The organism is Yoonia sp., from assembly GCF_017854415.1.
Classification (GTDB): domain Bacteria; phylum Pseudomonadota; class Alphaproteobacteria; order Rhodobacterales; family Rhodobacteraceae; genus Yoonia.
In genome coordinates, this window is record NZ_JAFMHR010000033.1 from 1 (window position 1) to 23910 (window position 23910).

The 23910-nt window shown below is 54.7% G+C and carries 22 protein-coding genes, 1 tRNA gene and 1 riboswitch; of the genes, 10 read left to right on the plus strand and 13 right to left on the minus strand.

The window, feature by feature from the left end:
* Window positions 1-273: 273 nt before the first annotated feature.
* Entirely contained in the window at window positions 274-897 is a 624-nt protein-coding gene (msrQ, locus tag QZ197_RS05670) for a protein-methionine-sulfoxide reductase heme-binding subunit MsrQ (RefSeq protein ID WP_296430906.1), read from the minus strand.
* A 1-nt stretch (window position 898) separates the two neighbouring features.
* Window positions 899-1798, minus strand: coding sequence for a protein-methionine-sulfoxide reductase catalytic subunit MsrP (gene msrP, locus QZ197_RS05675; protein ID WP_296430907.1), 900 nt, complete (start codon window positions 1796-1798; stop codon window positions 899-901).
* A 282-nt stretch (window positions 1799-2080) separates the two neighbouring features.
* On the opposite strand from msrP, the gene QZ197_RS05680 reads away from it, so the two are divergent.
* On the plus strand, window positions 2081-2557 hold the full coding sequence (locus QZ197_RS05680; protein ID WP_296430908.1) for a fasciclin domain-containing protein: 477 nt from the start codon (window positions 2081-2083) through the stop codon (window positions 2555-2557).
* Window positions 2558-2619: 62 nt separating this feature from the next.
* Here QZ197_RS05680 and QZ197_RS05685 read toward each other — a convergent pair whose 3' ends face one another.
* Together QZ197_RS05685 and clpB are read right to left on the minus strand one after the other, a co-directional pair.
* Window positions 2620-3231, minus strand: coding sequence for a YitT family protein (locus QZ197_RS05685; protein WP_296430909.1), 612 nt, complete (start codon window positions 3229-3231; stop codon window positions 2620-2622).
* 96 nt (window positions 3232-3327) lie between these two features.
* On the minus strand, window positions 3328-5940 hold the full coding sequence (gene clpB / locus QZ197_RS05690; RefSeq protein WP_296430910.1) for an ATP-dependent chaperone ClpB: 2613 nt from the start codon (window positions 5938-5940) through the stop codon (window positions 3328-3330).
* Between the two features lie 371 nt (window positions 5941-6311).
* Here clpB and pyrF point away from each other — a divergent pair, with 371 nt between their 5' ends.
* Window positions 6312-7007: an orotidine-5'-phosphate decarboxylase gene (gene pyrF / locus QZ197_RS05695; protein ID WP_296430911.1), complete on the plus strand. Its 696-nt coding sequence runs from the start codon at window positions 6312-6314 to the stop codon at window positions 7005-7007.
* Between the two features lie 55 nt (window positions 7008-7062).
* Here the strand turns inward: pyrF and QZ197_RS05700 are convergent, their stop codons facing one another.
* The 3 genes from QZ197_RS05700 to QZ197_RS05710 all read right to left on the minus strand — a co-directional run bounded on the left by QZ197_RS05700 (window position 7063) and on the right by QZ197_RS05710 (window position 9511).
* Window positions 7063-7335: a hypothetical protein gene (locus tag QZ197_RS05700; protein ID WP_296430912.1), complete on the minus strand. Its 273-nt coding sequence runs from the start codon at window positions 7333-7335 to the stop codon at window positions 7063-7065.
* 1 nt (window position 7336) lies between these two features.
* Window positions 7337-8227, minus strand: a complete 891-nt coding sequence (locus QZ197_RS05705) for an SPFH domain-containing protein (RefSeq protein WP_296430913.1) — start codon at window positions 8225-8227, stop codon at window positions 7337-7339.
* Between the two features lie 63 nt (window positions 8228-8290).
* Window positions 8291-9511, minus strand: coding sequence for a D-amino acid dehydrogenase (locus QZ197_RS05710; protein WP_296430914.1), 1221 nt, complete (start codon window positions 9509-9511; stop codon window positions 8291-8293).
* 106 nt (window positions 9512-9617) lie between these two features.
* Window positions 9618-9719: riboswitch (glycine riboswitch) on the minus strand.
* Window positions 9720-9883: 164 nt separating this feature from the next.
* Here QZ197_RS05710 and QZ197_RS05715 point away from each other — a divergent pair.
* The gene (locus QZ197_RS05715) at window positions 9884-11137 is read left to right on the plus strand and encodes a DNA polymerase IV (RefSeq protein WP_296430915.1); all 1254 of its coding nucleotides are present in this window, start codon (window positions 9884-9886) and stop codon (window positions 11135-11137) included.
* Between the two features lie 7 nt (window positions 11138-11144).
* Here the strand turns inward: QZ197_RS05715 and QZ197_RS05720 are convergent, their stop codons facing one another.
* Window positions 11145-12008, minus strand: a complete 864-nt coding sequence (locus QZ197_RS05720) for an N-formylglutamate amidohydrolase (RefSeq protein ID WP_296430916.1) — start codon at window positions 12006-12008, stop codon at window positions 11145-11147.
* 152 nt (window positions 12009-12160) lie between these two features.
* Between QZ197_RS05720 and QZ197_RS05725 the strand changes: the two genes are divergently transcribed.
* From QZ197_RS05725 to QZ197_RS05735, 3 genes are all read left to right on the plus strand, one after another.
* Window positions 12161-12235: transfer RNA gene (locus QZ197_RS05725), tRNA-Val, on the plus strand.
* Window positions 12236-12313: 78 nt separating this feature from the next.
* Window positions 12314-12439 carry a type B 50S ribosomal protein L36 gene (gene ykgO, locus QZ197_RS05730; protein ID WP_037210500.1) on the plus strand — a complete coding sequence of 42 codons (126 nt, stop codon included), beginning with the start codon at window positions 12314-12316 and terminating at the stop codon, window positions 12437-12439.
* A gap of 144 nt (window positions 12440-12583) precedes the next feature.
* Complete coding sequence (locus tag QZ197_RS05735) at window positions 12584-13780, plus strand: DVUA0089 family protein (protein WP_296430917.1); 1197 nt, start codon at window positions 12584-12586, stop codon at window positions 13778-13780.
* A gap of 57 nt (window positions 13781-13837) precedes the next feature.
* Here the strand turns inward: QZ197_RS05735 and QZ197_RS05740 are convergent, their stop codons facing one another.
* The 5 genes from QZ197_RS05740 to QZ197_RS05760 all read right to left on the minus strand — a co-directional run bounded on the left by QZ197_RS05740 (window position 13838) and on the right by QZ197_RS05760 (window position 19977).
* Entirely contained in the window at window positions 13838-15316 is a 1479-nt protein-coding gene (locus tag QZ197_RS05740) for a peptidoglycan-binding protein (protein ID WP_296430918.1), read from the minus strand.
* Between the two features lie 125 nt (window positions 15317-15441).
* Entirely contained in the window at window positions 15442-18210 is a 2769-nt protein-coding gene (gene fdhF / locus QZ197_RS05745) for a formate dehydrogenase subunit alpha (RefSeq protein ID WP_296430919.1), read from the minus strand.
* 138 nt (window positions 18211-18348) lie between these two features.
* Window positions 18349-19185: a PA2778 family cysteine peptidase gene (locus QZ197_RS05750; protein WP_296430920.1), complete on the minus strand. Its 837-nt coding sequence runs from the start codon at window positions 19183-19185 to the stop codon at window positions 18349-18351.
* Window positions 19173-19574, minus strand: a complete 402-nt coding sequence (locus QZ197_RS05755; protein ID WP_296430921.1) for a PA2779 family protein — start codon at window positions 19572-19574, stop codon at window positions 19173-19175. The genes QZ197_RS05750 and QZ197_RS05755 overlap by 13 nt, the downstream gene beginning before the upstream one ends.
* Window positions 19575-19689: 115 nt before the next feature.
* Window positions 19690-19977, minus strand: a complete 288-nt coding sequence (locus tag QZ197_RS05760; protein ID WP_296430922.1) for a YggT family protein — start codon at window positions 19975-19977, stop codon at window positions 19690-19692.
* A 140-nt stretch (window positions 19978-20117) separates the two neighbouring features.
* Between QZ197_RS05760 and QZ197_RS05765 the strand changes: the two genes are divergently transcribed.
* From QZ197_RS05765 to QZ197_RS05780, 4 genes are read left to right on the plus strand one after another with little or no spacing between them, the layout of a single operon-like run.
* Entirely contained in the window at window positions 20118-20693 is a 576-nt protein-coding gene (locus tag QZ197_RS05765; protein ID WP_296430923.1) for an acyl-CoA thioesterase, read from the plus strand.
* Between the two features lie 45 nt (window positions 20694-20738).
* Complete coding sequence (locus QZ197_RS05770; protein WP_296430924.1) at window positions 20739-22115, plus strand: MFS transporter; 1377 nt, start codon at window positions 20739-20741, stop codon at window positions 22113-22115.
* On the plus strand, window positions 22100-23002 hold the full coding sequence (gene mepA, locus QZ197_RS05775; RefSeq protein ID WP_296430925.1) for a penicillin-insensitive murein endopeptidase: 903 nt from the start codon (window positions 22100-22102) through the stop codon (window positions 23000-23002). The genes QZ197_RS05770 and mepA overlap by 16 nt, the downstream gene beginning before the upstream one ends.
* Window positions 23003-23854, plus strand: coding sequence for an esterase-like activity of phytase family protein (locus QZ197_RS05780; RefSeq protein ID WP_272146579.1), 852 nt, complete (start codon window positions 23003-23005; stop codon window positions 23852-23854). It abuts the gene before it with no gap.
* Window positions 23855-23910 lie beyond the last annotated feature (56 nt).

Below are 23910 nucleotides of genomic sequence, written 5' to 3' on the forward strand. Positions count from 1 at the left end.
TGTGAAGGGGGTTCTACGGTTACTCGCTCATACCCGCAACCCCTTTTTTGCACAATTTGTGATTTTTCTTAGAATTCCATTTTTTGTCGTGTTTTGAGGGGGTTGGCGTAACTTCACGTCGTCGTCCCTAGGTAAGAACGCAACTTTGTTAGGCGGAATGGAAACAGAACATACAACATCTTGGGTTATCCACAGGATCACCCACAAGTAAGCAGACAACCTCTTTGAAAATCAGTGTTGGTTTCACCCCGAGTCGCCCCAAATCACACCGATTTACACTTTGGCTGTCTGTCGAAAGCGCTCTAGCGAGATGTAACGCACAGCGATCAACCCTAGTATGACCAATAAGTAGATGATCGGTTCCAACTGAAAACCTTTGACAAGCCATAGGTAGTGTATCGCCCCCAAGATCGCAGCTGGATAAGTCAGCTTGTGCATCTTACGCCATGTCGCAGCTCCCAGCTTGCGGACAGACAAGTTATTGGACGTCACCGCCAGTGGGATCAGCATCAAGAACGATGCCATGCCGACGGTCACATACGGTCGCTTGACGATTTCAGTCCAAACCCGGCTGACGCTTTGCACATCCAAGATCGCGAACACCAAGAAATGCGCCAGTACATAGAAGAACGCAGTTACACCTATGGCGCGTCGGAACTTGATCAGGTTCACCCCAGTCCACTTGCGCAGCGGTGTCACTGTCAGACCCACAACCATCAAGATCAAAGCAACCTCGCCGTAGGCGCGTTCGAGTACGTTGATAGGCTCAACCAGATATGGGCCAATCTGATTGAGGGCGCGCCAGAACTCCCACACGGCATAAGCAGCGCCAACTATATATATAGTCCACGCCGGAATGCGGCGCAGACCGCCATTGATGGTTTGGATAACTTGCATTCTAGAAATCCACGGCCAGATCTTGACCTTCATAAAGGCTGGCAACTTCTGGATACCCATTGAACATCAACGTGTCCTGACGCTCGGCAAACAAACCACCACCAATGCGGCGCTCTGTCGCTTGGCTCCAGCGGTTATGGTCAACGTTCGGATTGACGTTGCTATAGAACTTGTACTCGCTTGGAATAGCGACGTTCCAGCTGATCGGTGGCTCTTTGTCAGTGAGCGTAATCCGGACGATCGATTTGATGGATTTGAATCCGTATTTCCAAGGCACAACCAATCTGATTGGCGCACCGTTCTGGTTATAGAGCGGTTCATCATAGATGCCGGTCGCCATGATCGTCAGCGGATGCATCGCTTCGTCCAGACGCAGGCCTTCGACGTAAGGGAAATCAATCACCCGGCGTTGCACCCCGATCATGTTCTCTGGCTGGACAACAGTTTCGAAGGCGACGTATTTCGCGCCGGACTGCACGCCGACCTTATTGAGGATATCCGCAAGTTCGATCCCGTTCCATGGGATGACCATCGACCAAGCCTCGACACAGCGGAAACGGTACAAACGATCCTCAACGGACAAGCCAGCCAGCAAATCATCCAAAGCGTAGTCGCCCGGGTTGTCGACCATACCATCTACTTTGATAGACCACGGCGACGTTACCATCTTGTGCGCATTGTCTGCAGGGTCGGTCTTGCCGGTGCCGAATTCGTAGAAGTTATTGTAGCTGGTGATTTCCTCCAACGTGTTCGGCTCTAGAGCGTCTTGCGCTGCAGCACTGCCCGCAAGACCAATAGCGCCCAACCCGATTGTGCCCGCCAGAATTTGGCGGCGGTTCAGGTATGCAGCCTTTGGGGTGATGTCGGCCTTGGTTAGGTCATTAGTCCAGCGATATGCCATTTCGGCCTCCGTTCAATTCTGTTCGAAACATCATATAGGGGAGAAAGATTGAAAGGTGTTTCACGATGCCGCCAGAACAGTGAAATGTTCCAGATTTGGGCCGGTTCAATCACGAAATTTCACGCAGCTGTGATTGGAAACCACAAAAACTCGTGGCTTAGCTCTGGCGCTGATTTGGTCAAGTCGGATCAGCAAAAATCCTCTGTGATCCAAGGTTGTTAGCCTCCGTATAAAGTCCGATGCCAACGAAAAGGCAGTCATAGAAACCCAGGAGAATTACACATGCTACGTAGAACTTTTATCGCTCTGACGACAACTGCAGCCCTGACAACTTCCGCATTCGCGGGCGGTCACTCCAAAGACATCGTCGACACAGCAGTTGAAGCCGGCACATTCACAACGCTGGTTGCAGCGGTACAAGCCGCTGGCTTGGTTGACACGCTGAAGGGTGAAGGCCCGTTCACAGTGTTCGCACCAACTGACGAAGCTTTCGCAGCACTGCCAGCAGGCACAGTCGAAGGTCTCTTGGCCGATCCAGAAGCACTTGCTGCGATCCTGACATACCACGTCATCGCAGGCAAAGTGATGTCGACAGACCTGAGCAACAACATGATGGCGACAACAGTGAACGGCGCTGACGTCACAATCATGACCGAAGGCGGCGTGACCGTTGACGGCGCAAACGTTGTTGCAGCAGACATCGAAGCATCCAACGGCGTGATCCACGTCATCGATGCGGTGATCCTGCCAAAAATGTAAACGCGTGACTGATTGAACAAGGAAAGCCCCGGCATTTTGTTGGGGCTTTTTTGTGGCCTACGCTAAGTCGCGATATAGCGGTCGCGGCGGTGGTTGAATGCGATAATCAGGTTAAGAGTAACCGCACCTATCAAAGAATAGATAACGATCGCTGTGTCGAAGATGAAGAACGCCAAGCCAAACAAGCACGCGTCAAAGATCAACTGCACCCAGCCTGCCCGAAATCCGGTTGTGTCTTGGATCAGCAAAGCGACAACGCCCAAGCCTCCCAATGATCCATTGTGCCGAAACAGCACCAGCAGCGCCACACCAGTCAGCGCCCCGCAAGTGAGCGCGCCCAGAAGTGGGTCAATATAGGTGAACACCATCCCTAGCGGGATGATCGTGGTCAGGATGGAAAGCAGTGTTACTGAAATGAGCGACTTGATCGTGAACATCTTACCCAAACGCTTCCATGCGAGAACGTAGAACGGGATGTTGACCAAGAAGAACACCAGTCCGAATGAATAACCGCTCAAGTAGGAAATGATGACCGCGATACCTGCGGTCTGGCCAGTGATTAGACCGACGGTCGTCAGCAAATGCACCGAAATGCCTGCAAGGAAAACCCCAAGGGAAATGCCTTGGACATCATCAAGAAGCGAATGCGTGGTCTTTGGGATTTGATCTGTCATGGCGGCACTATAGGACAGAATTACTGACCTACAAGTCAAACCTGATTCATGACATCCAAATGCAAAGGGGCGCCCGCAAGCGCCCCTTTGTCCAAGTTAGTGCACAACCGCATCTTCTGGCGGTTGTCGGTTGCTCGATGACACACGGTCCCCGACCAATAATCCGTCAACGCCTGCGCTAACAGTGATGGTGTCGCCATCCAAAACGTCCCCAGCAAGAATCATCTCTGCCAGTTGGTTTTGCAACGCGCGCTGGATCACCCGCTTTAGCGGGCGCGCACCGAACACCGGATCATAGCCTTCATCGGCCAACCACTTGAGCGCTGCTTCATCCAGATCAAGGTGGATGTTGCGACTGGCCAAACGATCCTCAAGACGTTTCATCTGGATCGTGACGATCCCTGCCATATCTTCGCGGGCAAGGCGGTCAAAGATGATCGTCTCGTCCAAACGGTTCAGGAATTCAGGCCGGAAGTGGGCGCGGACTGCGTCCATCACATCACGTTTGGCTTGGGTCGGATCTGCACCGTCAGGCAATTGGCTAAGTGCTTGCGCCCCAAGGTTCGACGTCAGAATGATCAACGTTTGCTTGAAATCAACTGTCCGGCCCTGACCATCCGTCAAGATACCATCGTCCAGAACCTGCAAGAGCACGTTGAACACATCGGGATGCGCTTTTTCGACCTCGTCAAACAAGACCACCTGATAAGGACGCCTGCGGACCGCTTCGGTCAGCACACCACCTTCATCATATCCAACATACCCTGGAGGCGCACCAATCAGGCGCGAGACCGCGTGCTTTTCCATGAATTCTGACATGTCGATACGGACCATCGCGTTGTCATCATCGAAAAGATATTCTGCCACGGCCTTGGTTAATTCGGTCTTACCGACACCAGTAGGTCCAAGGAACAGAAACGAGCCCAATGGTCGGTTCTCGTCGTTCAGCCCAGCGCGCGCGCGGCGCACCGCGTCCGCCACTGACTTAACGGCAGGCTTTTGGGCAATGACACGTTTGCCAAGCTCGTCTTCCATACGCAGAAGTTTGTCACGCTCGCCTTCAAGCATTTTCGAGGTCGGGATACCTGTCCAACGCTCAACGACTTGGGCGATTTGCTCAGGGCGCACGGCCTCTTCGACCATCAAATCGTCGTCTGCTTCAACGTCGGCAATCTTGCGTTCCAAATCTGGAATAACGCCGTACGACAGTTCACCTGCTTTGGCTAAGTTGCCTTCGCGTTTCGCGATATCCAGTTCAGCGCGTGCACGATCCAGTTTTTCCTTAACATGCCGCGTGCCTTCCAGCTTATCGCGTTCGGCTTGCCATTTCGCGGTCATTTCTGATCCGCGATCCTGCAAGTCGGCCAGTTCTTTTTCCAACCGCTCAAGCCGCTCTTTCGAGGCTTTATCGTCTTCCTTTTTCAACGCCTCGCCTTCGATCTGCAATTGCAGGATCTGACGGTCTAGCGCGTCCAGTTCTTCTGGCTTGCTGTCTACTTCCATGCGAAGCCGGCTTGCGGCCTCGTCCATCAAATCGATGGCTTTGTCCGGCAAAAAGCGGTCAGTGATATAGCGGTGCGATAGTGTGGCCGCCGCGACCAACGCGCTGTCAGAAATCCGCACACCGTGGTGCAACTCGTATTTTTCCTTAATGCCGCGCAGAATGCTGACAGTGTCAGACACGGTTGGTTCTTCTATCACAATGGGCTGGAAACGCCGCGCAAGTGCCGCGTCTTTTTCAACGTACTTGCGGTATTCGGCCAATGTGGTCGCACCGATACAATGCAATTCGCCCCGTGCAAGCGCAGGTTTGATCAGGTTGGCGGCATCCATCGCGCCCTCGGACGCACCAGCGCCGACAAGCGTATGCATTTCGTCGATAAACAGGATGATTTCACCCGCCGCCGTTTCGATTTCCTTAAGAACTGCCTTAAGCCGTTCTTCAAATTCACCACGGTATTTCGCACCAGCAATCAGCGCACCCATATCAAGCGCCATCAGCTTTTTGTTGCGCAGTGATTCCGGCACATCGCCACTGATGATGCGCAACGCCAAACCTTCGGCAATCGCGGTTTTACCCACACCGGGTTCACCAATCAGAACAGGGTTGTTCTTGGTGCGGCGCGACAAAACCTGCATCGCGCGGCGAATTTCTTCGTCGCGACCAATGATCGGGTCAATTTTACCCTGCTCTGCGGCTTCGGTCAGGTCGCGGGCATATTTTGCCAACGCCTCAAAGCTGTCTTCGGCGGTCGCACTATCTGCAGTCCGCCCTTTGCGTATATCGTTGATCGCAGAATTTAGCCCTTGGGGCGTTACCTTGCCTGCGTCCAGCGCATCCTTGGCTTTGGATTTCACCAGCGCCAATGCGGTCAAAAGCCGTTCAACCGGAACAAAACTGTCGCCTGCTTTTTTGGCAATAGCTTCTGCCTCGGCTAAGACTTTGGCGGTCGTGTTATCAAGGTACGCTTGCGCGCCTTCACCAGTAACCTTGGCCATTTTGGCAAGGCTCGCATCCACGGCGGCAAGCACGGCTTTGGGATCGCCGCCAGCGCGGGTGATCAGATTAGAGGCAAGCCCCTCTTCGTCATCCATCAATGCTTTGAGCAGGTGTTCAGGCGCAAGCCGCTGATGGCTTTCACGCATTGCGATCGTCTGGGCGGCTTGTACGAAGCCGCGCGACCGCTCTGTGAACTTATCTAAGTTCATGGGTCTCTCCTTATATTAAGCGCCCGGGGATATTTGGATGCCCGCTTAGCGGCACATCCCTGTTTGGGCCTTGTTGAATAAATGGGGATCGCGGTGCGCGGTCGCAAGTCCCCCCGGGGTGGCTTTTGCAAAAGGGGAGATACGCCGCATTATTCCCCGCGCATTGATTTTTCGCAGGGCCCATAACAAAGCAGTCGGAGCAAAAATCTGCGCATAAGGCGGACGCTCCACGCACAAGAACCCCCTCTTTGGTGGTTCGTGAGAACGACCAAAGCGCAATGGCGCGGTCCCGGGAGAGGCTGCGCCATTGCAATTGCACCTACCCAACGCAATCGCTAGACACCCTTGGAAACCAACAAGGAGCCATAGTAATGTCCCATGACCGCCTGATCGTCGCGATGGATGTCCCCAATGTACTTGAGGGATTGGAATTGGCGAAAACGCTGGGCGATAGTGTGAGTTTCTATAAAATCGGTTTGGGGATGTTAACCGGCGGGGGTCTGGCCCTTGCCAATGAACTAAAGCAAGAACACGGCAAGCGTATTTTTCTCGACATGAAGTTCTTTGATATTGGCGCCACAGTCGAAGCCGCCGTGCGCGGTGTTGCACAGTTTGATCTGGATTTTTTGACCGTTCATGGCGACCCGCATGTTGTGCGCGCCGCCCGCGAAGGTGCCGGTGGGTCGGATATGAAAATTCTGGCTGTGACGATTCTAACGTCGTTGGATCGCGCTGATTTAGACGCTTCTTGCATGAAAGCCGGTGATGTCGCCGACTTGGTCCAAGAACGCGCAGGTATCGCGTTGTCCAATGGAGCAGACGGCGTGATCGCATCCCCACAAGAGGCCGCCTTGATCCGCGCCCTGCCCGAAGCACATGGCAAATTGATCGTCACACCCGGTGTGCGCCCAGTCGGGGCCGCGTTGGGCGATCAAAAACGGGTGCAAACCCCCGCCCAAGCAATCGCAAACGGGGCTGACCATGTAGTTGTCGGCCGTCCGATCTGGCAGGCAAATGACCCACGCAAGGCCGCCTTGGATATTCAAGCAGAGCTTGGATCCGCATAAACAAAAAAGCCCCGACCAAACGGCGGGGCTTTTGTATTATTCAACGTGGGCGGCGTTAGTCGTTGACGTCAGTATCCCAGATTTTCACTTGTCCGGTTTTCAACCCGAAATATTTGCGCATCGCCAGATATGAAACCAGTGACAAGATCGCAAAGATCACCAGCGTCAGCGCCAAGCCTGTGGCAGAGACGCCAAGCAAAATAAGCAGCCCCATCACGCCCGCACCTATTGCGAACCCCAGAAAAATATAGCCGGGGATCAGTACTTCGAGCGTGGCAAGGATCAACGCCCCTGACATCCAAACCCACCATTCTGTCCAAAGTGGCATCTTAGCGTCCTTTCAACATTTTAAAGGCATCCGCAAAGGCATCCAATGCATTCGCAGGCAAGATCACGGTCTGGTTTCCAGCGCCGTCACCTAACTTTTGCAATGCTTCAACCTGCTTCAGCGCAACCTGATACTGCGCGGCCTCTAGGCCGTTATCGGCAATCGCACCTGCAACCACCTGTGTTGCATAGGCTTCGGCATCGGCCAAAACGCGGCGGGCCTTGGCGTCTTGCTCAGCGGCATAAAGCTCCGCGTCCGACTGCAATTCAACGGCCCGCTTGCGGCCTTCGGCCTCGGTGACTTGCGCACGACGGGCACGTTCAGCATTTAACTGCTGCAACATCGCTTCGCGGGTAGCCTGATCAAGGTTCACGTCCAAAATCTCGGCGCGGGTCACTTCGATACCCCAATCATCGACCTGTTGGGCAACTTGGGTGCGCACGGCCTCAATCAGACTGGAACGGTTGGCTTGGACCTGATCCAACTCCATCCGGCCAATCTCTGACCGAACGATACCAGCGACTGTGGTAGAAATCGCACCATCCACATCACGAATGCGGTAAACTGTCTTTTCGGGTTCGATAATGCGGTAAAACACTGATGTTTCGACCTGCACAAGCACGTTGTCCGACGTAATCGCGTCTTGGGACATTGAGGGAAGCTGACGCTCTAAGATAGACACTTTGTGGCGCACACGGTCCAAGAACGGCACGATAAAGTTGATACCAGGCCCTAGCACAGCGCGCAGACGGCCGAGCCGTTCAACAACGTATTTTTCCGACTGCGGCACGATGCGAACACCGGCCATAATACAGACGATGATGAACACCGCCAAAAGCAAATAAAGAATGTTAGCGCCTAAAAATTCGGCGAGTACGTTTTCAATTGGCATATATCTGTCCCTCAATTGTTATGAAGGACAGATAAGTATGATTTACGCGGAATTCAATGTATACTATCGCATACTGTTCGTTTTGAACCGTGCTGTGATCACAGCGCCAATCGTATCAGCAGTTGCCGGGCTGAGGGTCCAACCAAGGTGTCCGTGACCAGTATTATAGAATACACGGTCACTCTTTCCGGGCCCGACGCGCGGCATCATGTTGGGCATCATTGGACGCAATCCAGCCCATGGCACACAATTCTCGGTCGAGACATCTGGGAAATGCTCTTCGCACCATTTGATCAATGGACGCACGCGGCGCTCAAGAATATCGCGGTTCTCACCGTTGAATTCGGCAGTGCCGGCAATGCGCAGACGGTTTTTGCCCAAACGCGACGAAACGATCTTTGCTTTGTCATCCAGCAGCGACGTGGTGGGGGCAGCCGCTTGGCTTGCAGCATCATCCAAATTCACGGTGATGGAATACCCTTTGACAGGATAAACATTCACGCGGTCACCAAGCATTTGGGCGAACTTGCGGCTTGCAACGCCTGCTGACACGACAACACCATCGAAACGCTCTTCATGGCCGCATTCGACGTACACACCATCGGCACGCACGTGCAAATCGGTCACTGGCTTGCCCAGTTTAAATTCAACACCTTGTTTCTTAAGCCAATCAGCAAGGCCCATGGTGAATTTGTGGATGTCGCCCGTGCTGTCGCTTTCGGTCCAAAAACCGCCAATGATGTCGCCGCGCAAAGTGGGCTCGCGTGCCATGACTTCATCAACGGTCAATTCATGGCGCTCTAGTCCGCCTTCAGCCAACAAACCGTTGACCATACGCGCATGCTTGAGATCTTTTTCGGTCTTATAGAAATGCAGGATGCCGGCAGGGCTAAAGTCAAAATCAACGCCTGATTTCTCTGCCATTTCGGCCAGACCGGCGCGCGCAGCCACGGCCATCGCTGCTGTCTTGGTCGTGTTGGTCTTGTAACGCGGGATGTTCGCCAGAAATTCAGTCATCCAGCTGATTTTGTGCCAACCCGGACGCGGGTTCACAAACAATGGCGCTTCGCCCTCAAACATCCATTTGATGCCTTTCAGGACAGTTGACCATTGGTTCCAGACTTCTGCGTTAGACGCACTTAACTGGCCGCCATTGGCAAAACTGGTTTCCATTCCGGCATAGCGTTGACGGTCATAAACGGTCACGTCAAAGCCACGGATCATCAAAGAATAAGCAGTGGTGACACCTGTAATACCGGCACCAAGTACAGCGATCGAAGGCATGGTATATCTCCTACCATTTCGCCCCCACCGTCTGTTGTACCTGAGAGATTCACCCATTTGGGCTTGCTCCTTCGGCGGGCCAGCTAAGGCCTCTCTTCGGCGTGTTGCACCCCAACCGGTCCTTTTGCCTGAGAGTGACCGGGGCGGTTGCTCCTTCGGCGACGGACTGACGATTTCGCGACGGGCCGTTCTCTCCCGGTCGGCGTGTTTCCTATTGGAAACCCTCTATACCAAGCGCAAACAATAACAACTGTTTTTTGCGCAGTGGACCGATATTCTTCCGAGCATAAATATCCCCGCCGGAGGCATCAGGTATCGCACATAAAACTGCGCGACATTGTGCACGCATCATCGCACCCGTATTGTACCCCCATGCCAGCACTATGCCGCGATTGCCTGACGACATTTGATAGCGAAACCCGCTGTCCCCAATGTCGCAGCCCAAGGGTGACGCGCCATCCGGAACTGTTCGATCTTTCCATTGCGCATATGGACTGCGATGCATTTTATGCCTCGGTCGCGAAGCGGGACAATCCAGAGCTTGCCGACAAACCGGTGATTATTGGCGGTGGCAGACGCGGGGTCGTCTCGACCGCATGCTATGTTGCGCGGATCAAGGGCGTCAAATCGGCGATGCCAATGTTTCAGGCACTAAAGCTATGTCCTGAGGCCGTTGTGGTGCGCCCCGATTTCGACGCCTATGTGACAGCGTCAAAAGCAATCCGCGCAATGATGGATGAACTAACGCCAGTGGTAGAGCCATTGTCACTCGACGAAGCTTTCATGGATTTGCGCGGCACCGAACGCCTGCATCATGCGCCGCCTGCCGTGATGCTCGCGCGGTTAATCAAGCGGATGAAGGACGATTTAGGACTGACGGGGTCAATCGGGTTGTCGCACAATAAGTTCTTGGCCAAAGTTGCTTCGGATTTGGACAAACCACGCGGGTTCTCAATTATTGGCAAAGAAGAGACGACAGCATTCTTGCGGCCCAAATCCGTGCGTCTGATCTGGGGGATCGGGCCCGCTGCACAAGTCAGCTTGAATAACGCGGGTATTCGGACATTCGACGACCTGCTGCGCTGGGATCGACGCGATCTGCATGACCGCTTTGGCGACATGGGCGAGAGGCTATATAGTCTGGCCCGCGGCGAGGACGGGCGGCGTATTTCATCGCATAACCCCGTCAAAACACTGTCGAACGAAACCACCTTTAACGAAGACACAGGTGATGTTGATATCCTTGACGGGCATCTATGGCGCATGGCCGAAAAAGTATCCGCGCGTGCCAAGGCAACCGATAAGGCGGGGCGCGTTGTGACGCTGAAGCTTAAGACTTCGGACTTTAAGCTGATTTCAAAGCGCCAAAGTTTGCGGCATCCCACCCAGATCGCCGATACTGTATACCGGACCGCGCGAGGCCTGTTTGACCAAGTTAGCAATCGCGGGCCCTTTCGCCTGCTGGGCGTCGGGCTTTCCGACATCAGTGCGGATACCGAAGCAGACCGGGAAGGTGATCTGCTAGACCCCGGCGCGCAAAAACGGGTCGCTGCGGAAAAAGCGGCGGACAAAATCCGCGAGCGCTATGGTAAGGACGCCATCATTAAAGGCCGTGCCCTTCGGTAGGCGTCAGTTATTCTGCCGCAAGCTTCTGATCTTCCGGCAAACCGATTTCCGCGATTTCCGCAATCACAGCGTTCAACTGCGCCTTGAAACCGTTGAAGTTCATATTCGGCTCCAGCGTCCGTTCATCCATATAAAGCGCGCGATCAATTTCGACCTGAATGGCGTGCTGATGACGTGACGGCCGCCCGTAGTGCTGCGTGATAAACGCTCCGGCAAAAGGCATATTGCGCGCCACGCGAAAACCTGCTGCCGCAAATGCGGCTTCGACCCGTTCGACGATTGCGCTTGCCGCTGCAGACCCGAACCGATCACCCAAGACAATATGCGGCCGCGCGGACCCGGGCGGGCCTACATTCTCGAGCGCCTCATGGGGCATCGAATGGCAATCGATCAAAATCGCCTCGCCGAACTCATTCATACTTTCGTCAAGCAATGTTTGCAGTTGGTCGTGATAGGGGCGCCAATATCGGGCGATCCGGTCATGGACCTGTGCCAAAGGCAGTTTGCCGCGATAAATCTGACGACCGTTTGATACCACGCGCGGGATCACCCCAAGCCCGCTTGCGATGCGCGGGTTATGGGCTGTGCGCCGCACACCTTCGATCAGTGCCGAATCAAGCTCGTCTGGCCCGCGGTTCAAATCCAAGAACGCACGCGGAGCATTGGCGGTCAGAAAAGGCGCACCGTGATTGGGTACGTTTTCAAACAGCAAATCGACGAATGCATCCTCTGAGGACCTGATCTGGCTTGCATTCAGCACTGCTTGGCGCAAAAAGTCGCGTGGATAGTCGCGCCCACTGTGCGGGGACGCGAAAACCACGCTGGTCGTGCGGGTCGCAGGGCGTGCAAGATGGTAGGCAGATTTCAACAATGAATTTGTCCCTTCGTACCGATAGATAGCGCATTTTGGTAAAATTCCAAAAGGCCTTGATCCCTCCTCCGACTCCTTTTATAGACCGCACGACTGACGCGGTTTGCCCGCGTCCTATTTCGTTATAGGACGTATGCAGAAGCAGATGACATGGATGATTAGCTCAGCGGTAGAGCACTTCGTTGACATCGAAGGGGTCACTGGTTCGATCCCAGTATCGTCCACCATGATTTCACGGGCCTTTCGGGGTCCAAACTGTAACCCAAGGCGCAATCCGCGCGCCGCGACAAGAAGGAAACGACCCAATGAAGGTACGTAACTCCCTCCGCTCGCTCAAGCAGCGCCACCGCGATTGCCGCATCGTGCGCCGTAAAGGCCGCGTCTATGTGATCAACAAGACGCAGCCACGGTTCAAAGCCCGTCAGGGCTAAGACCTGCTAAGCAGCATTTAGAAAGGCCGTAACTCTTTTTGGGGTGCGGTCTTTTTCTTTTGTGCCATGACCCTAGCAATCTGTGCCCTTGGCGCGTTACGCTGATCACAAATGATCATGTGCAACGACAAAGGACAGCGCCCCATGACACGCCCTAATTTCAAATTATCCAGCATTGCAGCCCTTATTCTGGGTGCCGCATCCCCCGCGCTCGCCCAAGACAACATTTGTGGTGGTGCCGGAAACGGCGGTATCTGGGTTGGCGGTGATGAAGCTGCATCCGACATCACTGCGGCGGATACTTATCGCGAACAAATGGCGTTAGTTGTAGGCGGGAACGAATACGTTTCGCTGTTCAATGTCACGGCCCCGACAGATGTCCGGATCGAAGCCGCTGGACGCGGGTCTGGTGACACGATCATCGACCTGTTGGACAACAGCGGCAACCTGATCCTAAGCGATGACGATTCAGGCGGCAACGCCGCCTCGCGCGCAGAAACATCGCTGCAGGCAGGCACCTACTGCATGTCCCTACGCAGCTATGACGGTGGCCCGATGACCGCATTTGTCCGCATTGGCCGGCAAGAGCATGAAGCCTTGACCGACGGGATCAGTGACGCGCCGGGTGGGACTTCTGGCAGCTGTTCACAAGCCACACCTTTCGGCCCATTGGGGACCAGCGTGTCTGCGTCAGTCAATGACACGCCATTTTGGAGCTTTACCCTCGATGCGATCATGCCAGTCACCATCACGGCAGAGAACGAAACCGCTGACCCTGTGATTACGCTTTACGGTCCCGATGAAGAATACATTGCAGAGAATGACGACTTTGATGGCCTGAATTCACGCCTCGATATATCGGAACCGCTGATCCCTGGCACCTATTGCCTTGGGGTGTCAGCCCTAAATGATGATAGCGCGCCAATCACCATCAGCATCGACAGATATGATCCAGTCGAAGCCCTACAATCGCTTTATGCCCGTGGCGAGATCGCACCCCCACTTGATGGCAGCGTCGCGGTCACCGATCTTGGTCAACTGCAATCCCGCATGCGCCAAGATGTGCCAGTAGGCACTGATGTCACGTGGTTCAGTCTTGATTTTGAATCCGCTGGTCTTTTGGTCGTCGAAGCAATCGGAAGCGGTGGCACCGATCCTTGGCTGGTCGTCTTTGATGATCTGGGCCGCGAGATTGGTCAGAACGACGACTACGGCGATGGGTTAGACAGTCTGATCATGGCCCGCCTGCAGGAAGGCACGTACATTATTGGCGTCCGGCAGTTCGAAGGCGGTCAAGGCTTTGTCCGCCTGCTTGCGGAACGGTACGTCCGCGCAGAGTAATACAAAAAGGCCTCTGTCTGTTGAAGACAGAGGCCTTTTTCTTAGGAACCGTGCGATTTACCGCCCGATTGTGTCCGCCAATAAACGCGCCAATGTTGGCTGATCAATATAACCCGATGAAGACAAGTTCCGTTGCGATTGATAGCTTGCGATTGCGCGCCGTGAATTGCGATCAAAGCGCCCGTCGATATCCCCCGGATTATACCCAAGACCCGCAAGACGGCTTTCGATCAGGCGGCGCAGGACTGGATTGATATTCAACGCTTCTTCTTGGGCACGCGCGGCGCGGGTGTCCGGCTCTGGTTCCACGACGACCTGCAATTTGCTTTTGGCTTCATCCGCGAAAATACCTTGCGGGTAGCGTTCAAGATACGCGCTGTAGCCTGCTTGATCGCCTCGTGCGCCGGTTTCCTCCCAGTACTCGCGATCAAGGCGCAGTGCTTCTTCGCGTGCACGTTCCTCGTCAGCCGCGATTTCAGCGGCGCGGCGGCTCGCTTGGCCATCAATCCGGTTGATTTGTGAAGTCGTCAGGTAGGACGTCTGCGCAAAACCGTTATCTTGCTGCCAGTTGCGGATAGCGCCGCGCGAACCAGGGCCGAAAATCCCGTCTACCCCGCGCGTGTTGAATTCAAGTAATGTCAAGTTTCGCTGGATCGCGCGCCGTTCATTGCGTGTCAGGTTCAGCGCGTCTTCGGCCAGTTCAGCCATAAGGATTGGATCGCTTTCAATCTCGGCCAAGCGGTCACGGGCTTGCGACGCAAAGGGGCTGCGCGGGTTGTCAGACAGGAAATCACGGTAACTATTTGCTGTGTTTGCCTCTTGCGCGTCATTCCAAGCCCGCAAGCTTGGCTCTATAGCAGCCGGCTGAACTTGGGTTGTCTGCTCTGTCGTTGGCTGCATGATCAGGGTTTTTGGCTGAAAGCCCAGCGCGCTCAGACGACGATTGCCGCGCACATAGGCCATGACGTCTGCATCTGGTGCCGTGACGGCATTGACCATCACGCCCTCAGCCATGTCCGGTTCGCCGTAGATCACCGTCACGCCTTGCGGCACGACCAGATCACCGACGCCTTGGCGCAGGTAGTTACCAATCGTGTCGTCTTCGCCTTGATCAAAGCCCAACACGAGCACGGCCTGCCCAGCCGTTTGCGACATGATTTGCATCACAGTTTCAAGCGAAACCGCGTCCCCAAGGCCAAACGGCGAGGGCCGATTGGCATCTTTAGCCAAAAACCAACTGCGCGATCCATCGGTCACAAACTGGCCGGACAGACCCACGACCAATCGGTCAGCATCCGTGGCGTCTGTGGCAAACCGTTCAAGTAGTCGGTTCATATCCTGTATTGAACCATTGGCTAGCGTACTGACGGCATAGCCAGCGTCACGCAGATCATCGGCCGCATCAAGCACATCGGTCCCATCACTGACGCGGCGCAGATCATCATAGCGTTCGACACCCAGCAAAAGGGCGGCATCATCCGCAAAGGCGGGCATCGCCAGCACACATATAGTTGCAATTATGGGCAGTTGGCGCATGGCGCATCTCCTTGGTTATTCATCGCAAGGGATGCTTATCATGCGTCCCAGCACCTATGACGGTAGGACGGCTACGCCCTGCTATTCAATAGCGGGGCGCATTGCATGCTTTACTCGGCGTAAAACTACTCTGCTGCGACCGAGGTTTCAGCCTTGACGACTTTCACTGCCGCGAACTTGAATTCCGGGATTTTGCCGTAAGGATCGACCGCTGGATTGGTCAATACGTTTGCTGCCGCTTCTACGAATGCAAACGGCACAAAGACCATATCAGGCGATACCGCGCGGTCCGCGCGTGCCATGATCGTAATGCTGCCGCGCCGCGTGGATAATGTGACCATGCCACCCGGTTCAACGCCCAACTTGCGCAGAGTGGAAGGATGCAGCGAGCAGTTCGCCTCTGGTTCTACCGCGTCCAGCACTTTGGACCGGCGCGTCATCGACCCCGTATGCCAATGCTCCAACTGACGCCCCGTCGTCATGATCATTGGATAATCATCATCTGGTGCCTCATCTGGTGCAATCACGCTAGCAGGTGTGAATTTCGCCCGCCCATTTGTGCGTGGGAACCCATCGCCGAACACAATTGGCTGACCGGGATCTTCTGGCGACAGCGACGGGTAGGTCACTGCGTTTTGTTCTTCCAACCGATCCCAAGTGATGTTGCTGAGCGATTTCATCGAGAGCGACATTTCGGCAAATACCTGTGACGGGTGGGTATAAGTCCACGACAGACCAAGGCGTTTGGCCAATTCCACAGTGATCCACCAATCCTCTTTTGCGTCGCCGGGTGGTGGCAAAGCAGGGCGGCCCATTTGGACCTGACGGTTGGTATTGGTCACGGTGCCTGTCTTTTCGGCAAAGGCCGATGCGGGCAGGATCACATCCGCATAGTTTGCGGTTTCGGTGATAAAGATATCCTGCACAACAAGATGCTTGAGCTTGGCAAGCGCATCTCGCGCATGTTCCACATCGGGGTCAGACATCGCTGGGTTTTCGCCCAAGATATACATGCCGTGAATGCTGCCCTCGTGGACCGCATCAAGAATTTCCGTGACCGTCAGACCCTTGTTGGGGTTGATTGTACCTTCTTGCCAAATTTCTTGGAAAGCAGACCGGACGCCATCGTCGCCGACGGGTTGGTAATCAGGCAAGAACATCGGAACAAGTCCCGCGTCCGACGCACCTTGTACGTTGTTTTGTCCACGCAGCGGATGCAGACCCGCGCCGGGGCGTCCGACTTGCCCAGTCATCAGCGCGAGGCTGATTAGACAACGCGAATTGTCGGTTCCGTGGATATGCTGACTGATGCCCATGCCCCAGAAAATCATCGCAGATTTTGCACCCGCAAAGGTGCGGGCCACATCGCGCAGAACCTCTGCATCAATACCACAAATCGCGGACATTTTTTCGGGAGTAAAGTCAGCCAGATGCTTCTTTTCGGCTTCCCAGTTTTCTGTGTAAGCATCGATATATTGCTGATCATACAGCTTTTCTTCGACAATCGTGTGCATGATCGCGTTCAGCATCGACACATCGGCACCCGGACGGAATTGCAGCATATGGCTTGAGAACCGCTTGAGGGCTTGGCCGCGCGGGTCCATTACAATCAGCTTGCCGCCGCGCTTGGTGAATTGCTTGAAATAAGTCGCCGCGACAGGATGGTTTTCGGTTGGATTCGCGCCGATCACGATGGCAACGTCCGCATTTTCAATCTCGTTGAACGTCGCGGTCACAGCGCCAGAGCCTACATTCTCCATCAAGGCCGCCACGGATGATGCATGGCAAAGCCGCGTGCAGTGGTCGACGTTGTTGTGACCAAACCCTTGGCGGATTAGCTTTTGGAACAAATACGCCTCTTCGTTGGTGCATTTGGCTGATCCGAAGCCAGCCACACCCGTTCCGCCGATGTCCTTAAGGCCGTTTGCTGCGGCATCCAGCGCCTCTTCCCAGGTCGCTTCGCGGAAATGAGTTTGCCAATTTCCGGGATCGACATTTAGCCCTTTTGCAGGCGCATCATCGCGCCGGATCAGCGGTTTCGTAATCCGGTGATCGTGGTGAATATAATCAAAACCAAAGCGGCCTTTGACGCACAGACGGCCTTCGTTCGCGGGGCCATTAATACCCTCGACGAATTTGACTTTGTTATCTTTGATCTTGAGCGAAATCTGGCAGCCAACGCCACAGAACGGACAGATGCTTTCGACTTCTTTGTCGTAGTCCTTGGTGTCACCCATCTGGTTTTCATCAGTGACGGTCGCAGGCAAAAGCGCCCCTGTCGGGCAGGCCTGCACGCATTCACCGCACGCCACGCAAGACGACGCACCCATAGGATCGTCAAAGTCGAAAACCGGATAGGCGTTACCGCCACGACCAGCCATGCCGATAACATCGTTCACTTGCACTTCGCGGCACGCACGCACGCAAAGACCGCATTGGATGCAAGCATCCAGATTGACCGACATGGCCACATGGCTGTCGTCAAGCAAGGGGATATGATCAGGGGTTTGCTGCGGAAAGCGGCTGGTGCTGACATCTTGCGCAGCGGCCATATCCCAAAGATGAGACGATTTATCGTGGGCGACATCTTGGGCTGGCTGATCGGCGACAAGCATTTCCATCACCATCCGGCGGGCTTGCTTTTCGCGGGGCTGGTCGGTTGTGATGACCATACCTTCAGAGGGTTCACGGATACAGCTTGCGGCCAACGTCCGCTCGCCTTCAATCGCGACCATGCAGGCACGGCAGTTTCCGTCAGAACGGTATCCCGGGGCAGGTTTGTGACACAGATGCGGGATCACGAGGCCGCGGCCATTTGCGACCTCCCAGATCGTTTCGCCCACGGCGGCGCTGACGGTTTCACCATCAAGCGTAAAGGTAATGCGATCTGACATCAGGAATCTCCAGCGTTGTTGACCAGAATAGACCATTTGCGCGATTTTTTTGAAAGGCCGTGCGCGACTGCAAGCAGCGCATTTGCGCCATAGGTGATTTCCGATAGGCGGCGCAGGTTTCAGCAGGCGGGCATGGCCCTAGCGCAGAAGGCTATTGATATGGTTCAGGTTGGCCCGAACTTCGGGAATATCCGGTCCAAGTGCGCGCGCCCTACGCAAGGCACGCTGCGCGCCGTGCAAATTACCTTTGCCAAACCGTGCATTGGCTAAACCAAACTGCCAAAGCCAGTTCGTCGGCCATTGGTGCGCACCCGTTTTATAAAGGGTCTCTGCGGCGTCAAACGCCTCCACCGTTTCCAACCCAGCGGCAGCCTTGAGGATATCAGTCTCGGACACGCTTATCGGCAGTTGATCGGGCGGCAAGACGACAAGCCCCCAGAAATCGCCGCGCCGCCACGTGCGTTCAAAAACGGCGAATGGCATCACCATTTGGTCGCGCTGCCCAGAATTGAGGTAAACTAGATCGGCCTCGAAATCATAGGCGGTCACGACGCCGTAGTGCCAAATTGGCAACCCGGCCAAACCTAGGTTTTGAAAGACGATGACGGGATGACCTGCCGCGACTTCGGCAAGTAGCTGATCAAATCCCGATATTTCCACCGCAAGCTGACCCAGACGGCGACTACTTCCGATCATGTCGGCTAGATACGTCCCTTCGGCACCAGGATTAAAAGCAAGTGCCGCGATGTCCTCTTGGGTTATGTCGCTGCCCGCCCATTGCAATACCATCGCCAGTGACGCTGGGCCGCAATAAAAGTCGGCCTGCTGGATCAATGGAACGCCAATAACCTGCGCACGTGTCGGCACATCAACGGTCAACCGTTGATCGGGGTCAAACGGTACAGCGCAGCCCGCCAACCAAGCGAGGACGGCAAAGGCCGCAAGACGGTGCAAAAACCGGTTTAGCGCACGCACCGTGTAAATCTGAAGGCGTTGGTAAAGCACAACAGGTCAGTGACCAACAGGATCACAAAGACAGTAAACAACGTGCCGATAATATCTGCTCCCGCGCTGTCGTTTTCCATCTGTGTCAAAATCGACGCCACTTCGATATCCGAAAGGGCGGCCAAACGTGCCGCAGCCTCTGCTGGATCGACACCCATTGCGACCATCTCGGCTTGTACCGCATCACGCTCGAGCGCGTCAGCCAAAGCAGCGCGGTTGTCGAGGGCCTCGTAGCTGTTGATTGCCGACTGTGTGGTCAGCATCTCGGCCTGCGCCAACGTCACGGCCTGCGTGGCCAAAACCAGTTGCGCCGACAAAACGACCGCAACAGCCTTCTTACTCAGATTGAAAAATCCCATCGCTGTCTTCCTTTTTGATGCACGCGCCTAGCTTGCTAATTGGAGCAACTGTTTCGGAATTTCAGGCTTGATGCAACGAAATTTCCTTAAAGCACTGCGTCTTGGCGAAAACCAACTACACGAATGCTGACAGGTTGTTGATCAAGAAGATGCGCAAAATCTCGATACCGACCAGTACGACGATTGGCGACAGGTCGACCCCGCCCAGATCAGGCATGAAACGACGCACGCGGCCATAAATCGGCTCTAGCACCCGCTCTAGTCCGTACCAGATTTGGCCGACAAATTCCTGCCGGATGTTCAGAACCTCAAAGCGCAAAAGCCAGCTCATGATGAAATGTGCGATCACGAAGAAACGGACGACGCCAAGGATCAGCAGGATGGCTTGAATAATAGTCAGCATGGATTGAACGGCCTTTTGTTTGATCTGCCTTGATCTAAGCGTTCAAGCCGCGCCCGACAAGTGCATGCTTGCCCCTACGTCAAAGTTGACGTTGGCGTCACCCAAGCCCACCTGCAAAGTGACCCCTAAGGACCGCTCGCATGTATCCCATTATCCGCGTAATCAAAGAAACGCTGCGCGCCAAATTCATGGCCCCACTTGAAGCGCTTGAAGCGCATGTCTCGCACCATCGCTGCTGGCCGCAGGATCTGGACGTGTTCATGGAGATGAACAACGGGCGTATCCTGAGTATTCTTGACATTGGCCGCACAGGATTGGCCCAGCGCGTCGGTTTGATAAATGCGCTGAAGGACAACCGCTGGGGCATGACAATGGCTGGTAATTCAGTGCGCTATCGCAAACGCATCCGTCCCTTTGTGAAATTCCGTGTGGTCAGCCGTGCCGTTGGATGGGATGAAAAGTTCTTCTACCTTGAGCACAGTTTGTGGATTCGTGACGAATGCGCAGTACAGGCATTGTTTCGGTCTGCAGTTACAGACCACAACGGCATCGTAAATCCAACACGGGTCTTCGCACATGTTGGTCACGATGGTGTCTCACCGTCTATGCCTGCATGGGTGCGAGCATGGATAGACGCCGATAACACGCGGCCCTGGCCGCCCGAGTTTGACGGAGCGTCGCTTCAACTTGACGAAAGCATTGCTTGCCAGACGTAACATTCTCTGTGTCTTATCCCTGCCAGTAACGTTGGGGAATATTTCATGTCAGTATCAAGGAAACGCATCTGGGGATGGATGGCCTTTGATTGGGCATCACAGCCATTCTACACGCTTGGTCTGACCTTTATTTTCGGCCCATACTTTGCCGTTGTCGCTGCCGAGTATTTCTTAAACAGCGGCATGGAAGCGGATGCTGCAGATGCGCAAGCCCAGTGGATCTGGTCACTGGGCCAAACTGTTGCGGGTCTGTTGATCGCATTCACCGCGCCTTTTTTGGGCGCCTTTGCCGATAATTCCGGCCGGAAAATGCCGTGGATCGTGTTCTTTTCGATCATCTACGTCGTCACAACTTTCATGCTGTGGGGGTTAGAGCCTGACGGCTCTGCGCTAATCTTTATGCTGATTATGTTCTATGTCGGCTTTTTCGCCGCTGAAAGCGCGCTGAATTTCGTCAATGCGATCCTGCCATCGCTTGGAACGGACGAAGAAGTTGGCCGCATTTCAGGGTCCGGCGCGGCATTCGGGTATTGGGGCGGTGTGACATCCCTATTCATTATGCTGCTACTCTTGGCCGAAAACGATCAGGGCGTGACGTTACTGGGGAATGCGCCGTTGTTCGGTTTGGACCCGGACATGCGCGAAGGCACCCGCGCTGTCGGTCCGTTCATCGCGATCTGGTATGTGATCTTTATTATCCCGTTTTTCATGTTTGTACGTGATGATCCAAAGGTGGAAAAGAAATCCACCAAGCTGGGTGCGGTTTGGGGTGAATTGATCACCACGCTGCGCTCTGTGTTTCATCGCAAGAGCCTTTTGAATTTTCTAGTGGGGTCCATGTTCTATCGCGATGCGTTGAACGCGCTTTATGCGTTTGGCGGGGTCTATGCGGCCCTTGTGCTGGATTGGCAGACAATCCAGATCGGCGTCTTTGGAATTATTGCCGCGATTGCAGCGGCGGTGACAACTTGGTTGTCAGGGCTTGCGGATCAACGCTATGGCCCGAAACCAGTGATCCGCGTCAGTGTTTGGGTGCTGATCGGAGTTTCAATCATCATCGTCGGCATGTCCCGCGAGGCAATCTTTGGTGTTTCGCTGGCCGAAGGGTCTGGTTTACCCGACATCATCTTCTATATTTGTGGTGTTTGCATCGGTGGTGCCGGTGGTGCTGTTTATGCCGCATCGCGGTCCATGATGGTCCGCCACACCCATCCAGAGCGTCCAGCCGAGGCATTTGGCTTGTTTGCGCTGACGGGCAAAGCCACTGCTTTTCTTGCACCAGCGTTGATTACTTTGTTCACAATCATGACTGGTAACAATCAATTAGGGTTTTTGCCTGTAATCTTCCTTTTCCTGATCGGGCTTTTCTTGCTACGCTGGGTTAACAAAGACGGAGATCGCGCAGAATGGTCCGCTTCATAGCAGCAGTAATCCTTGCCTTCGGTTTGGCCGCTTGTCAGGCAGAAGATCCGCCTGCCGTTAGCCTATCGACGCAGAATGTGAATGATACACGCATTGCCAAGACCTTGTTTGGCGCAGTTCCGGTGGCGTCATCCCAGCCATCGCAACCCCTTGGTGGATATGCGCGCGGCTGTCAGGCCGGTGCAGAACAATTGGCCGAAACTGGCCCCACATGGCAAGCAATGCGCCTATCGCGCAACCGCAACTGGGCGCAGCCTGAAACGCTGGATTTTGTGCGTGACCTTAGCCGATTTGCGGCAACGCAAGACGGCTGGAATGGCCTTTATATCGGCGACATGAGCCAACCACGCGGCGGCCCGATGTTAACCGGACACCGTAGCCATCAGACCGGTCTTGATATCGATGTTTGGATGTTACCGCCTGATCGGCTTGATCTAACTACGCAAGAACGCGAAGATATATCATCGATTTCAATGCGCCGTTCGGCGGGCGCATTTACCAATGACCGCTGGTCGCCCCAACACGAAGCGATTGTGCGTGCGGCAGCCTCTGATCCGCGTGTGGCGCGGATATTTATCTTTCCGGGTGCCAAAGTGGCTATGTGTAACTCGGCGACTGGTGATCGTAGCTGGCTGAACAAGGTGCGCCCCTGGTGGGGGCACCACTATCATTTCCATGTGCGTTTGAATTGCACGCAAGGTGATGCGGGCTGCACTAATCAAGCCCCGCCGCCACCCGGCGACGGATGTGCCGATGCCCAAGGTTGGGTCGACCGCATCCTGAACCCACCTCCTCCTGATCCAAACGCACCGCCACCGACACCGCGCCGCGAGTTGACAATGGCAAACTTGCCGGGCCAATGCCTTGCTGTTTTGAACGCAAACTAGGTGCTGCGCATTCTATTTGGCCTAGCGCTGCTTTGCGCCACCCCTGCGGTTGCGCAATCGACTTTGATCGGCAGCTATGTTTGGCAGGTTGATGACCCGCTGTTTGGCGGGTTCTCAGGGATCGAAGTAACCGAAGATGGGCAAGGTTTCATTGCTCTTGGTGACCGTGGCACATTTGCGGTGGGTAGATTTGCCCGAACCAACGGGATGATCACAGGCATCACACTGGATGATTTGCGACTGCTGAGCGGAGCGGATGGTTTGCCTCTGCCACGATTGGAAAGTGATAGCGAAGGGCTTGCCATTGGGGTTGATGGATCGCTCTACGTCTCTTTTGAATCAACTTCTGGCGTGCGGCGGTTTTCTGGTGCCGATCAACCGGCGGGGCCGCTTTTGGAAACACCCGCTTTTGCGCAACTGCAAAAGAACGCCTCGCTTGAGGCGTTGGCAATTGCGCCAGATGGTACGCTTTTTACGATGCCCGAACGTTCCGGGTCAGCCATGCGGGACTTTCCCGTATTTCGCCTGAAAGACGGGGTCTGGGACCAGCCCTTTACGATTCCGCGCACCGGTCCATTCCTTGTGTCAGGCGCGGATATTGGCCCTGACGGCAAGCTGTATACTCTTGAGCGGGATTTTGTCGGCGTGGGTTTCCGAAGTAGGGTCAGACGGTTCGCACTGGATGGCAGCGGCGAGGAGGTTTTGCTCGAAACAGGTATTTTGACCCATGATAACCTTGAAGGCATTAGCGTCTGGCAAGACGTCCAAGGACTGCGCATGACTTTGATCTCTGATGATAACTTTCGCGGTTTTCAGCGCACAGAGTTCGTGGAATATCGGTTGACGGAATAGGTCGCGGGCGGTAAGTCGCGCTGTCCTCAAAGGTTGGGGGCCAAGTGCCGCACCCT